Source organism: Streptomyces sp. NBC_00299, assembly GCF_036173045.1.
GTDB classification, from domain to species: Bacteria; Actinomycetota; Actinomycetes; order Streptomycetales; family Streptomycetaceae; genus Streptomyces; species Streptomyces machairae.
The window spans coordinates 7,689,803-7,702,388 of the sequence record NZ_CP108039.1; the positions used below are offsets into that span (position 1 = coordinate 7,689,803).

At 71.1% G+C, this 12,586-nt stretch carries 11 protein-coding genes and 1 pseudogene; 10 read left to right on the forward strand and 2 right to left on the reverse strand.

The genetic code is table 11. From position 1 onward, the window contains the following. Positions 1-41: 41 nt before the first annotated feature. Positions 42-1,205 carry a type VII secretion-associated serine protease mycosin gene (gene mycP, locus OHT51_RS34310; RefSeq protein WP_328884538.1) on the forward strand — a complete coding sequence of 388 codons (1,164 nt, stop codon included), beginning with the start codon at positions 42-44 and terminating at the stop codon, positions 1,203-1,205. Here mycP and OHT51_RS34315 read toward each other — a convergent pair. After that, on the reverse strand, positions 1,202-2,134 hold the full coding sequence (locus OHT51_RS34315; RefSeq protein WP_328882791.1) for a serine hydrolase: 933 nt from the start codon (positions 2,132-2,134) through the stop codon (positions 1,202-1,204). The genes mycP and OHT51_RS34315 overlap by 4 nt on opposite strands. Positions 2,135-2,282: 148 nt before the next feature. On the opposite strand from OHT51_RS34315, the gene OHT51_RS34320 reads away from it, so the two are divergent. Beyond that, complete coding sequence (locus OHT51_RS34320) at positions 2,283-3,014, forward strand: SseB family protein (protein ID WP_328882792.1); 732 nt, start codon at positions 2,283-2,285, stop codon at positions 3,012-3,014. 34 nt (positions 3,015-3,048) lie between these two features. On the opposite strand, the gene OHT51_RS34325 is transcribed toward OHT51_RS34320, so the two are convergent. After that, complete coding sequence (locus OHT51_RS34325; RefSeq protein WP_328882793.1) at positions 3,049-3,417, reverse strand: DUF1844 domain-containing protein; 369 nt, start codon at positions 3,415-3,417, stop codon at positions 3,049-3,051. A 368-nt stretch (positions 3,418-3,785) separates the two neighbouring features. Here OHT51_RS34325 and infC point away from each other — a divergent pair. From infC to OHT51_RS34365, 8 genes and pseudogenes are all read left to right on the forward strand, one after another. After that, positions 3,786-4,494: pseudogene (infC, locus tag OHT51_RS34330) on the forward strand (translation initiation factor IF-3). Between the two features lie 110 nt (positions 4,495-4,604). Further along, a complete protein-coding gene (gene rpmI / locus OHT51_RS34335; RefSeq protein WP_003977225.1) occupies positions 4,605-4,799 on the forward strand; it encodes a 50S ribosomal protein L35 in 195 nt (64 codons plus the stop codon). A gap of 101 nt (positions 4,800-4,900) precedes the next feature. Next, entirely contained in the window at positions 4,901-5,284 is a 384-nt protein-coding gene (gene rplT / locus OHT51_RS34340) for a 50S ribosomal protein L20 (protein ID WP_030744620.1), read from the forward strand. Positions 5,285-5,388: 104 nt separating this feature from the next. Then, positions 5,389-6,237 carry a TrmH family RNA methyltransferase gene (locus tag OHT51_RS34345; protein ID WP_328882794.1) on the forward strand — a complete coding sequence of 283 codons (849 nt, stop codon included), beginning with the start codon at positions 5,389-5,391 and terminating at the stop codon, positions 6,235-6,237. Positions 6,238-6,290: 53 nt separating this feature from the next. After that, positions 6,291-7,427, forward strand: coding sequence for a sensor histidine kinase (locus tag OHT51_RS34350; protein WP_328882795.1), 1,137 nt, complete (start codon positions 6,291-6,293; stop codon positions 7,425-7,427). Between the two features lie 147 nt (positions 7,428-7,574). Further along, positions 7,575-8,696, forward strand: a complete 1,122-nt coding sequence (gene pheS, locus OHT51_RS34355; RefSeq protein ID WP_328882796.1) for a phenylalanine--tRNA ligase subunit alpha — start codon at positions 7,575-7,577, stop codon at positions 8,694-8,696. Next, the gene (gene pheT / locus OHT51_RS34360; protein ID WP_328882797.1) at positions 8,696-11,209 is read left to right on the forward strand and encodes a phenylalanine--tRNA ligase subunit beta; all 2,514 of its coding nucleotides are present in this window, start codon (positions 8,696-8,698) and stop codon (positions 11,207-11,209) included. The genes pheS and pheT overlap by 1 nt, the downstream gene beginning before the upstream one ends. 225 nt (positions 11,210-11,434) lie before the next feature. Then, a complete protein-coding gene (locus OHT51_RS34365) occupies positions 11,435-12,487 on the forward strand; it encodes a PP2C family protein-serine/threonine phosphatase (protein WP_328882798.1) in 1,053 nt (350 codons plus the stop codon). Positions 12,488-12,586 lie beyond the last annotated feature (99 nt).

The window sequence follows — 12,586 nt, forward strand, 5'->3', positions numbered from 1 at the left end:
GTGCGGCGGCCGGCGCCGTGACCAGGACTGTGAAGACCTTCATGACCCGCCGGACCGGCTCGCTCGCCGTCCTCCTCGGCGCCTGCCTCGCCGTCCTGCCGCCCACCGCCGCGCACGCCGACTCCATACGGGCCCAGCAGTGGGCCCTGGACGCCATGCACACCGAGGAGGCCTGGCAGACCACCAAGGGCAAGGGCATCACCGTCGCCGTCCTCGACACCGGCGTGGAGGACGACCACCCCGACCTGGCCGGCAACGTCCTCGAAGGCAAGGACATGGTCGGCTTCGGCGCCCAGCGCGGCGACCGCGCCTGGGCCCGGCACGGCACCGCGATGGCCGGCATCATCGCCGGGCACGGACACGGCGCGGGCAACGGCGACGGCGTCATGGGCATCGCACCCGAGGCCAAGATCCTCCCCGTCCGCGTCATTCTGGAGGACGGCGACCCCGCCCGCGCCAAGGCCCGCAGCAGCCGCGGCAACGCCCTCGCCGAGGGCATCCGCTGGGCTGCCGACCACGGTGCGGACGTCATCAACCTCTCCCTCGGCGACGACTCCAAGTCCGCCCACCCCGAGGCCGGTGAGGACGAGGCCGTCCAGTACGCCCTGAAGAAGGGCTCCGTCGTCGTCGCCTCGGCCGGCAACGGCGGCGAGAAGGGCGACCACATCTCCTACCCGGCCGCCTACCCGGGCGTCATCGCCGCCACCGCAGTCGACAAGTTCGGCACCCGCGCCTCCTTCTCCACCCGCCGCTGGTACGCCACCGTCAGCGCCCCCGGCGTCAACGTCGTCATCGCCGACCCGGACCACAAGTACTACGAGGGCTGGGGGACGAGCGCCGCGGCCGCCTTCGTCTCCGGAGCGGTGGCCCTGGTCAAGTCCGCCCACCCGGGCCTGACCCCGGCCCAGATCAAGAAGCTCCTGGAGGACACGGCCCGCAACGCCCCCGCCGACGGCCGCGACGACTCCCGCGGCTACGGCTTCATCGACCCGGCCGCCGCCATCAAGGAGGCCTCCCGCATGGAGCGGGAGAAGCTTCAGCCGGCGGCCTACGGCGAGGAGTACTTCGGCTCGGGTCCCGACGCCGCCGAGTCGGGGGACGACGCGTCGAGTTGGACGGCCCCCCTCGCGGGCGGCGCCGGCGGCCTGCTGCTGGTCTCGGCGGTCGTGGTGTGGCGGGGCCGACGCGGACGCCGCGAGTTCTAGCGGTCGGGCCCGGTGAACACCGACACCGCCGCCCCGGCCGCCGCCTCGACCAGCGAAATCCCCTTCGCCTTCGTCGAGTTGCCGCCGGACAGCACCGCCACCAGATACGCGCGGCCGTCCACGGTCACCCGCCCGATGCTGTTGATGTCCCACAGCCCGGTGGCGGTACGCGGCAGCCAGCCGTTCTTCAACGCCCAAGCGGAGCCGTCGGCCACGGCCGACACGCCCCACTGCTGGTCGACGGCGATCTCCCCCATCAACCCCCGCAGATACGTCCGCGAGGCCTCGCTCAGCTCCGAGTCCTCCCCGAACACCTGCTGCAACAGCCGCAGTTGATCGTCGGCGGTGGTCTGCGTCAGCCCCCACAGCATCCCGTCACCGCCCTCGGTCGCGGTGAGCCCCAGCCGCTTGTTCGCGGCGTCCAGCCCCGCCGCCTCCCCGATGGCCCGCCACAGCTGAGATGCGGAGGCGTTGTCGCTGTTCTCGATCATCGCGGTCGCGTACGACTTCTCCGCCGCCGTCAGCTGTCGCCCCGCGTCCTGTGCCTGGAGCAGCAGTACCGCCAGAATGTCGACCTTGACGACGCTCGCCGTGTCGAAGCTGCCGCTGCCGTACGTGGCGCTCTCACCGGACGCCGGATCCAGCACCGCCACGGACACCTCGGCGCCGTCCTCGACGCTCACCGACTCCATGGCCTCGGCAAGGGCTGCGTCGTGGTCCACCGCCGGCTGCGCCACGGGTTCCACGGAAGCCTCCTCACCTGCTTGAACCGACACCGACGCCGACGATACGGGGCTCTTGCCCGAGTGCGCCTGAGCCTTCACATACACGGTCCCCGCGGCCGCGCCGCCGACGACGGTGAGGAGGGCGAGCGCGGTGAACAGCAGTGACCGGCGTCGCCGGCGGGCGCGAGCTCTGGGGGACTCCATCCCGCGATCGTCGGGGCGGCGACTGTGCGGGCCGTTAGACGGACGTTAGATCTGTGTCAGGGAGAACTGAGAATCCGGTGAGGGCGTCACAGCGAGGTTTCCGGGGCCGCACAAGCGCAGCAGCATCCCCCCGATAGGGTCGGTGACCGTGGCGAACAAGAACATTCCCGACTCTCCCTTCTCCGACGACGACGGCTCCGCCGACCCCCGGCTGAGCGCCGCGCTCGCCGCCTGGGCCGAGGACCGCACCGCCGAGGGCCCGGTCCTGGAGGCGCTCAAGGCTGCCCGGCTGCTCGTCCCGGTCGTGGCCGTCCTCGGCGAGGTCGAGGAGGACGAGAACGGGCTGCGCCGTGAGAAGACCAGCGACATGGCGGTACCGACCCTGAAGGCCGGCGAGCGCACCGCCCTGCCCGCCTTCACGTCCACCGAGTCGCTCGCCCGCTGGGACCCGGCGGCCCGCCCCGTCGCCGTACCCCTGCACCAGGCCCTGCAGGCCGCGGCGCACGAGAAGGCGGACACGATCGTGCTGGACATGGCCGGCCCGGTGCCGTTCGAGCTGTCGGGGCGCTCACTGCTCGCGCTCGCCGAGGGCCGTACGACGACCGACCCGCTCACCGACCCGGCCGTGCTGGCGGCAGTACGCGCCGCCGTCGCCGCCGAGCCCGCCGTCCTGCGCGCCCACCTCGGCCCCGGGCAGGCCGACGGCACCCTCGCCCTCGTACTGGACCCGTCCGAGCCCCCGGCCCGGGCCGCGCGGGCGGTGGCGGAGCGCCTCGCCGCCGACGCGACACTGAGGGCCCGCCTGGTGCACGGCCTCGACCTGGCACTGCTGCCGGCCGAGGCGACGCCACCGGGCGAGCCCCTGTTCGTACGCGGATGAGCGGACGGATCCGGCGGACGGACCCGCCGCCGGGCTAGCCGTAGATCGGGCCGGTGTACTTCTCGCCCGGGCCCTGGCCCGGCTCGTCCGGGACGATCGACGCCTCGCGGAAGGCCAGCTGCAGCGACTTCAGACCGTCGCGCAGGGGCGCCGCGTGGAAGGAACTGATCTCGGTCGCGCTCGCGTCCAGCAGACCGGCGAGGGCGTGCACGAGCTTGCGCGCCTCGTCCAGGTCCTTGAACTTGTCGCCCTCCTCGGTCAGACCGAGCTTCACGGCGGCGGCGCTCATCAGGTTGACGGCGACCGTCACGATCACCTCGACAGCCGGGACCTCGGCGATGTCGCGGGTCATCTCGTTGAAGTCGGGCTGCTCGGCGGAGCCGGAGGGGGAGGTCTCACTCATGCCTGACACGATAGGTGCCGTGGCGGCCCGGCCCCCAGTTGGCCTCGGTTAGCCCTTCCCTTCCGGAGCTGCTAACCTTGTGTGACGACCGGCTGGACCACCCATGAGCAGTGCGGGTGTCCGGCCCACAAGTGGAGGCTCCGATCTCCCACCTGATCGTCCCCAGGGACGGCGGGTCACCCCGGTCAGGCGGCCACCATCGTTCCGTACGGACGATGGAGTCGCCCGAAAGTGCGCCCCGCGGTCATCGCGGCGGTGCTCCGGTAGTGCTTAGGAGCCCCGCCTGTGATCGTCCGGGGCATTTTTTTGTGCTTCGGTGCGGTTAGGTCTGTCTAGAAGAGACATACGCGGCTGTCCGCCAGACCGCCGTGTGGTGCTAACCGAGGAGGATCCATCAGCGCCGAGCCCCGCATCAACGACCGGATTCGCGTTCCCGAGGTGCGACTTGTCGGTCCCAGTGGCGAGCAGGTGGGCATTGTCCCGCTGGCCAAGGCACTGGAGCTTGCGCAGGAGTACGACCTGGACCTGGTCGAGGTCGCGGCGAACGCCCGTCCGCCCGTGTGCAAGCTCATGGACTACGGGAAGTTCAAGTACGAGTCGGCCATGAAGGCCCGTGAGGCGCGCAAGAACCAGGCGCACACGGTCATCAAGGAGATGAAGCTCCGGCCGAAGATCGACCCGCACGACTATGACACCAAGAAGGGTCACGTCGTCCGGTTCCTCAAGCAGGGCGACAAGGTCAAGATCACGATCATGTTCCGTGGTCGCGAGCAGTCCCGGCCCGAGCTGGGCTACCGACTGCTGCAGCGGCTCGCGACGGACGTCGAGGACCTCGGGTTCGTGGAGTCGAACCCGAAGCAGGACGGCCGCAACATGATCATGGTTCTCGGTCCGCACAAGAAGAAGACCGAGGCGATGGCCGAGGCCCGCCAGGCGCAGGAAGCCCGCAAGGCAGACGCGAAGGCCAACCCCGGCAAGTCGCAGAACGTTGCGGAGTCCGAGGACGCCGCGGAGTCCGAGGACGCCGTGGACGCCGTGGATACCGAGGCACCTGCCGAGGCTTCCGCCGAGGCGTGATCCCGGGGGACGCGAGTCCCCAGGACGTAACCGATACAACAGCGACGTTCCACCGTGCCCGGTTTCACGACCGGGCACCGGAACGCCACCGACGAGGAGAGAACGGCGCTATGCCGAAGAACAAGTCGCACAGCGGTGCCAGCAAGCGCTTCAAGATCACCGGCTCCGGCAAGGTGCTCCGTGAGCGCGCCGGCAAGCGCCACCTGCTCGAGCACAAGTCGTCCCGCGTGACGCGCCGCCTGACCGGCAACGCCGAGATGGCCCCGGGCGACGCCGCGAAGATCAAGAAGCTTCTCGGCAAGTGACATCGGGGCGCGGAACCACTTCGTGCCTGATCTCTGACCGGGACCCAATCGATACCGGGTCGTGTGAGTCCAACCGCGGCCCCGCTACAAGGAGTTAAAAAGTGGCACGCGTCAAGCGGGCAGTGAACGCCCACAAGAAGCGCCGGGCGATCCTCGAGCAGGCCTCCGGCTACCGCGGTCAGCGTTCGCGCCTGTACCGCAAGGCCAAGGAGCAGGTCACCCACTCGCTGGTCTACAACTACAACGACCGCAAGAAGCGCAAGGGTGACTTCCGCCAGCTGTGGATCCAGCGCATCAACGCCGCTGCCCGCGCCAACGGCATCACGTACAACCGCTTCATCCAGGGTCTGAAGGCCGCGAACGTCGAGGTCGACCGCAAGATCCTCGCCGAGCTGGCCGTCAACGACGCGAACGCGTTCGCCGCGCTCGTCGAGGTTGCCCAGAAGGCGCTGCCGGCTGACGTCAACGCCCCCAAGGCGGCCTGACGCCGACGCTCGGCCCAGCAGCCGACGTGACTGAGGGACCCGCAGGCTGAGAAGGCCTGCGGGTCCCGCTGTGTCCGCGACCCTCAGAACTCCAAGGTGAACCCATGCCCCCCGCCACCCCCGAGCTGATCTCCCCCCGTTCCCCCCGGGTCTCCGCCGCCCGGCGGCTGGCCAAGCGGAACTTCCGGGGCAAGGAGCGGCTGTTCCTCGCGGAGGGGCCGCAGGCCGTGCGGGAGGCGGCCGCGCACGACGGCACGCTGGTCGAGCTGTTCGCCACGCTGGAGGCCGCCGAGCGGTACGCCGACATCGTGGGGGAGGCCCGGGACGCGGGCGCCCGTGTCCACCTCGCCGCCGAGCAGGTCATCGCCAACGTCTCGACCACCGTGACGCCTCAGGGGCTCGTCGGCGTCTGCCGGTTCATCGACACCCCCTTCGAGGAGATCCTCGCCGCCCGGCCCAAGCTCGTCGCCGTGCTCGCGAACGTACGGGACCCCGGGAACGCCGGGACCGTGCTGCGATGCGCCGACGCCGCGGGCGCCGAGGCGGTCGTCCTCACCGATGCGTCCGTCGATCTCTACAACCCCAAGGCCGTACGAGCCTCCGTCGGATCGCTGTTCCACCTTCCCGTCGCCGTCGGCGTGCCCGTCGAGCGGGCCGTGGCCGGGCTCAAGGACGCCGGGGTGCGGATTCTCGCCGCCGACGGGGCAGGCACGGACGATCTCGACGACGAACTCGACAAGGGCAGCATGGGCGGCCCGACGGCCTGGGTGTTCGGGAACGAGGCCTGGGGGCTTCCGGAGGAGACGCGGGCGCTGGCCGACGCCGTCGTGCGTGTCCCGATCCACGGGAAGGCCGAGAGCCTGAACCTCGCGACCGCCGCGGCCGTATGTCTGTATGCGTCGGCCCGTGCACAGCGCGCCTCCGGAGGGTGCCGCACCGTCACCGAGAGCTAGTAGGGTGACCAGCTCGGGGGCCCCTCAGCCGTCGTGAGAGGTGGGGTACGGGGATGAGTGTCGGCACGAGCAGCGCACCGGGTGCACGGGAGGTGCGGCGGCCGTCCGCGTCCCGGCCCGGTGATCTCGCCGAGCTCGGTATCGATCCCGACGACCTGCCCGACGGCCTCGTCGTCGCCGACGAGCACGGGCACGTCATCTGCTTCAACGCCGCCGCCGAGCGCATCACAGCCGTCCGCGCCGCCGACGCCCTCGGGCAGCGGCTGGAGAAGGCGCTGCCGTTAGAGGACCTGGAGGGGCGGCGCTGGTGGCAGCTGACGGATCCGTACGGCGGCCTCGCCATCCGCCGTCGGCAGCCCGAGCGCAATCTCCTCCTGCCGGGCGGGCGGGAGGTGCTCGTCTCGGTGCGGTACGTCCGTGGCGAGCCGACCGGACCCGTCCGCCGCGTCGTCGTCTCCCTGCGTGACACCGAGGCCCGCCGCCGTACCGAGCGCTCTCACGCCGAGCTGATCGCCACCGTCGCGCACGAGCTGCGTTCGCCGCTCACCTCCGTCAAGGGCTTCACCGCCACGCTCCTCGCCAAGTGGGCCCGGTTCACCGACGACCAGAAGCGGCTCATGCTGGAGACCGTCGACGCCGACGCAGACCGGGTCACCCGGCTCATCGCCGAGCTGCTCGACATCTCGCGCATCGACTCCGGGCGCCTCGAGGTGCGCCGCCAGCCCGTCGACATGGGCGCGGCCGTCGGGCGGCACATCCAGGCCTACGTCGCCGCCGGCCAGCCCGCCGACCGGTTCCTCCTGCGGGTCGAGCAGCCGCTGCCCGACCTGTGGGCCGACCCCGACAAGATCGACCAGGTACTCAGCAACCTCATCGAAAATGCCGTGCGGCACGGCGACGGAACGGTCACCATTGACGTCACGGCCACGGCGTCCCCCCGCGAGGGCGAGGACACCGGCACGTCGGTCACCGTGAGCGACGAGGGGCCCGGCATCCCGGAGGAGTCCATGAACCGCGTCTTCACCCGCTTCTGGCGGGGCAGCAAGCGCGGCGGCACGGGCCTCGGGCTCTACATCGTCAAGGGCATCGTCGAGGCTCACGGCGGCGCCATCGAGGTCGGCCGCGCCTCGGGCGGCGGCGCGCAGTTCCGATTTACGTTGCCCGTGGCGGCACCGGCGTATCTCACCTGAGATCCGGCCCCGGCCCCACGGGCGCATTCGCATTCCTCAACCCCGTTAGACTCGGCCTTTGGCACCTTTGTGTCCCAAAAACCGTGACGATCTGTCCACGAGTCGGTACGGGGACCTTCAGCCAGCCAATCGGAAGCACGGGAAGAGATGTCGGCACCGAATAAGTCGTACGACCCTGTCGAGGTCGAGGCGTTGAAACCGGAAGAGATCGAGCGCATGCGGGACGAGGCGCTCGCCGCCTTCGCCGCCGCGGACTCCCTCGACGCGCTCCAGGAGGCCAAGGTCGCCCACACCGGCGGCACGTCCCCGCTGGCGCTCGCCAACCGCGAGATCGGCGCCCTGCCCCCGCAGGCCAAGGCGGAGGCCGGCAAGCGCGTCGGCCAGGCCCGCGGCGCCGTGAACAAGGCGCTCGCCGGCCGTCAGGCCGAGCTGGAGGCCGAGCGGGACCAGCGCGTGCTGGTCGAGGAGGCGGTGGACGTCACGCTGCCGTACGACCGCGTACCGGCCGGCGCCCGCCACCCGCTCACCACCCTCTCGGAGCGCATCGAGGACGTCTTCGTGGCCATGGGCTACGAGGTCGCCGAGGGCCCCCAGGTCGAGGCGGAGTGGTTCAACTTCGACGCCCTCAACATCGGCCCGGACCACCCGGCGCGCGGGGAGGCCGACACGTTCTTCGTGCAGGGCCCCGACGGCGGCACCGAGTCCGGTGTCGTGCTGCGCACCCACACCTCGCCCGTGCAGATCCGCTCGCTGCTCGACCGTGAGCTTCCGGTGTACGTGATCTGCCCCGGCGTGGTCTACCGCACCGACGAGCTGGACGCCACGCACACCCCGGTCTTCCGCCAGGTCGAACTGCTGGCCGTGGACGAGGGCCTGACCATGGCCGACCTCAAGGGCACCATGGACCACATGGTCCAGGCCCTGTTCGGCGAGGGCATGAAGACCCGGCTCAGGCCGAACTTCTTCCCCTTCACCGAGCCGTCCGCCGAGATGGACATGGTCTGCTACGTCTGCCGCGGCGAGTCCGTCGGCAACCCCGACCGGCCCTGCCGTACCTGCTCCTCCGAGGGCTGGATCGAGCTCGGCGGCTGCGGCATGGTCAACCCGCGGGTGCTCAAGGCCTGCGGCGTCGCCCCGGAGAAGTACAGCGGCTTCGCCTTCGGGTTCGGCATCGAGCGGATGCTGATGTTCCGCCACAACGTCGAAGACATGCGAGACATGGTCGAGGGTGACGTCCGGTTCACCCGGCCGTTCGGGATGGAGATCTGATGCGGGTCCCGCTTTCTTGGCTGCGGGAGTACGTCGACCTGCCGGCGACGGAAACCGGCCGCGACGTCCAGGAGAAGCTCGTCTCGGCGGGCCTGGAGGTCGAGACCGTCGAGCACCTCGGAGCCGACCTCAAGGGCCCGCTCGTCGTCGGTCAGGTGCTGACCATCGAGGAGCTGACGGAGTTCAAGAAGCCGATCCGCTTCTGCACCGTCGACGTCGGCCAGGCCAACGGCACCGGTGAGCCGCAGGAGATCGTCTGCGGCGCGCGGAACTTCCAGGTCGGCGACAAGGTCGTGGTCGTTCTCCCCGGCGCCACACTGCCGGGTGGCTTCTCGATCTCCGCGCGCAAGACGTACGGCAAGACGTCCCACGGCATGATCTGCTCCAGCGACGAACTGGGCATGGGCGACGACGGCACCAAGGGCATCATCGTGCTGCCGCCGGAGACCGAGGTCGGCAAGGACGCCATCGAGCTGCTGGAACTGGTCGACGAGGTCCTGGACATCGCCGTCACCGCCAACCGCGGCGACTGCCTGTCCATCCGCGGTGTCGCCCGCGAGGCCGCCATCGCCTACGGCCTCCCGCTGCGCGACCCGGCCCTCATCGACGTGCCCGGCCCGAACGCCTACGGCTACCCCGTGCAGGTCTCCGACCCGATCGGCTGCGACCGCTTCACCGCCCGCACCGTGACCGGCCTGAGCCCCGAGGCGCGCTCCCCGATCTGGCTGCAGCGCCGCCTGCAGAAGGTCGGCATGCGCCCGATCTCGCTCGCCGTCGACATCACCAACTACGTGATGATGGAGCTCGGCCAGCCGCTGCACGCCTACGACCGCAATCTGGTCCAGGGCACCATCGGTGTGCGCCGGGCGCAGGAGGGCGAGAAGCTCGTCACCCTCGACGGCACCGAGCGCAAGCTGCACGCCGAGGACCTGGTCATCACCGACGAGCGCGGCCCGATCGGCCTCGCGGGCGTCATGGGCGGCGCCAACACCGAGATCGCCGATCACGACAACGCGGAGAACGCGTCGACCGAGGTCGTCATCGAGGCCGCCCACTTCGACCAGGTGTCGATCGCGCGCACGGCACGCCGCCACAAGCTGTCCTCGGAGGCGTCCCGCCGCTTCGAGCGCGGCGTCGACCCGGCCGCCGCGGCGGCTGCCGCCCAGCGCACCGTCGACCTGCTGGTGCTGCTCGCGGGCGGCACCGCCGAGGGCGGCGTCACCGAGGTCATCGCGCCGTCCGCGCCGCACACCATCACCACCCCGGCCGACCACCCGGACAAGGTCGCGGGCGTGGAGTACGGCCGCGAGACCGTCGTACGGCGGCTGCAGGAGATCGGCTGCGACGTGTACGGGCAGGACGAGCTGATCGTCACCGTGCCGTCCTGGCGACCCGACCTGCTGGAGTCGAACGACCTGGCCGAAGAGGTCATCCGCCTGGAGGGCTACGAGAACCTGCCCTCCACGCTGCCCAGGCCGCCGTCCGGCCGTGGCCTGACGCACCGCCAGCGGCTGCACCGCCGGGTCGGCCGCGCGCTGGCCGGCGCTGGCTACGTCGAGGCGCCGAACTACCCCTTCGTCAGCGAGCAGGTCTTCGACCAGCTCGGCCTGGAGGCCGACGACCCGGCCCGCCGCGTCGTGAAGCTGGTCAACCCGCTCAACGACGAGGAGCCCGCGCTGCGTACGTCGCTGCTGCCGGGTCTGCTCGGTGCGCTGCGCCGCAACGACGGCCGGGGCTCGCACGATCTGGCCCTGTTCGAGACGGGCCTGGTCTTCCAGCCGCGTGCGGAGCAGCGCGTCGCCGGGCACCTGCCGGTCGACCGCCGCCCGACCGACGAGGAGATCGCCGCTCTCAACGCCGTGCTGCCCGAGCAGCCCCGGCACGTGGCCGTCGTCCTCGCCGGTGCGCGCGAGCAGGCCGGCTGGTGGGGCAAGGGCCGCCCGGCCGACTGGGCCGACGCCGTGCAGGCGGCGCGTGCCGTCGCCCTCGAAGCGGGCGCCGAACTGATCGTGCGGGCCGGGCAGTACGGGCCGTGGCACCCGGGCCGGTGCGCCGAGCTGGCGATCACCGTCGACGGTGCTCCGCGGGTCGTCGGTCACGCCGGTGAGCTGCACCCGAGGGTGCTCAAGGCGCTGGGTCTTCCCGGGCGTACCTGTGCGATGGAGCTGGACCTGGACGCGCTGGAGCAGGTCGGGGACGGTGTGCCGCAGGCGCCGGCCATCTCCACGTTCCCGGTCGCCACGCAGGATGTCGCCCTTGTCGTCGACAAGCCGGTGCCGGCCGCGGAGGTCGAGGCCGCGCTGCGTGAGGGGGCGGGCGGACTTCTCGAGGGGATCCGGCTGTTCGACGTGTACGTCAACGACGAGCAGCTCGGTGACGGGAAGAAGTCGCTGGCGTACGCGTTGCGCTTCCGCGCGGGGGATCGGACGCTGACCGTCGATGAGGCCTCGGCTGCTCGGGACGCTGCGGTGGCCCTCGCGGGCGAGCGGACGGGTGCGGTGCTCCGGGGTTAGTTCACCCAAGGAGTGGGGGACTGCTGTTTGTCCGGCGGCTGCGGGTTCGTAGTGGCTGGTCGCGCAGTTCCCCGCGCCCCGGGCGGGGCGCGCTGTGGTCACCTCACTCAAAAGGGTGACTTCTCTGGGTGATCTGGTACTTCCGGGTGCTCTGTCGACAGAATCGGACCGGCCTTTCGGGGTCGGTCCGTCTGCGTTGTCAGGGCCTATTGGGGGGCCATCGGCATGTTCCGCATCAAGGGTCGGGTTCCCCGCAAGGTGATCGCGTGGGGGCTGCCCACCGCCTGGGGCGCGATGGCCATCACGTACAAGCTGACCTGCCCGCTCGCCCAGCAGGACGGCCTCGGCGCCCGGGTCGTCACCAGTGCCGTCTTCTTCGCCGTGGGCACGGGGCTGATCGTGCACGTCCGGCAGGCCCTGCTGCGTGAGCTCCGGCAGGTCCGCAGGGTCGCCGGTGCCGCGCAGAGCGCGCTGCTGCGGCCGTTGCCCGCGCGCATCGACGGGCTGGACGTTGCCGCCGCCCAGCTCTCCGCGGATCGCGGCGCCTGTGTCGGCGGTGACCTGTACGAGGTCATCGCCACCGAGCACGGCGTACGGGCGGTGATGGGCGACGTACGCGGCCATGGCATCACCGCCATCGGCACCGTGGCCGCGGTCCTCGGCAGCTTCCGCGAGGCCGTGCACGACGAACCCGACCTGGGCCGGGTGCTGCAGAGACTGGACCGGGCCCTGGCCCGTCACGTGCGCGAGAGGTGCCGGGATCCGGACAGCCCGGCCGCCGAGGAATTCGTCACGCTCCTGCTGCTGGAGATCGGGCAGGACGGCGGACTCACCGTCCTCAACTGCGGTCACCCCTGGCCGTATCTGCTGAGCGGCACGGCCGTCGAACCCCTCGCCCGAGCCGATCCTCTACCACCCCTCGGCCCGTTTCCCCTCCCCGCCGAACTGACCCCACTGCCCTGCGGCTCGCTCCTGCCCGGCGACTCGCTCGTCCTGTACACGGACGGTGTCGAGGACGCGAGGGACGCGAGAGGCCGGTTCTTTTCGCTCCGGGCGGCGCTCATCGGCACCGTACGGAACTCCCCGATCACTCCCCAGGCGGTCCTGCGCACGCTCTTCACGGCCCTCATCCGCCATACGAAGGGAAGACCGGCAGACGACATAGCGCTGCTGGTCCTGCGGAACGACAGAACCCACGTCCACTGCAGCGCCCCTTCAGGGGCGCGGGGAACTGCACGACCAGCCCCGCACGACCCGCAGCCGACCAACCACCTCTAGCGCAATGGCGATTGGTCGCACGGCCCAGCTGACGGCAGGCCATCCGCCCAGCCACGGAGTGTCGGGCAGGCAGCTGGGCGGACGGCGCGGATGCGGGCC

Excerpts from the sequence above, each read along its gene's own strand:
- mycP (WP_328884538.1), top strand. The coding sequence starts at position 42 with ATGACCCGCCGGACCGGCTCGCTCGCCGTCCTCCTCGGCGCCTGCCTC.
- OHT51_RS34315 (WP_328882791.1), bottom strand. The coding sequence starts at position 2,134 with ATGGAGTCCCCCAGAGCTCGCGCCCGCCGGCGACGCCGGTCACTGCTG.
- OHT51_RS34325 (WP_328882793.1), bottom strand. The coding sequence starts at position 3,417 with ATGAGTGAGACCTCCCCCTCCGGCTCCGCCGAGCAGCCCGACTTCAAC.
- rpmI (WP_003977225.1), top strand. The coding sequence starts at position 4,605 with ATGCCGAAGAACAAGTCGCACAGCGGTGCCAGCAAGCGCTTCAAGATC.
- OHT51_RS34345 (WP_328882794.1), top strand. The coding sequence starts at position 5,389 with ATGCCCCCCGCCACCCCCGAGCTGATCTCCCCCCGTTCCCCCCGGGTC.
- OHT51_RS34350 (WP_328882795.1), top strand. The coding sequence starts at position 6,291 with ATGAGTGTCGGCACGAGCAGCGCACCGGGTGCACGGGAGGTGCGGCGG.
- pheS (WP_328882796.1), top strand. The coding sequence starts at position 7,575 with ATGTCGGCACCGAATAAGTCGTACGACCCTGTCGAGGTCGAGGCGTTG.
- pheT (WP_328882797.1), top strand. The coding sequence starts at position 8,696 with ATGCGGGTCCCGCTTTCTTGGCTGCGGGAGTACGTCGACCTGCCGGCG.
- OHT51_RS34365 (WP_328882798.1), top strand. The coding sequence starts at position 11,435 with ATGTTCCGCATCAAGGGTCGGGTTCCCCGCAAGGTGATCGCGTGGGGG.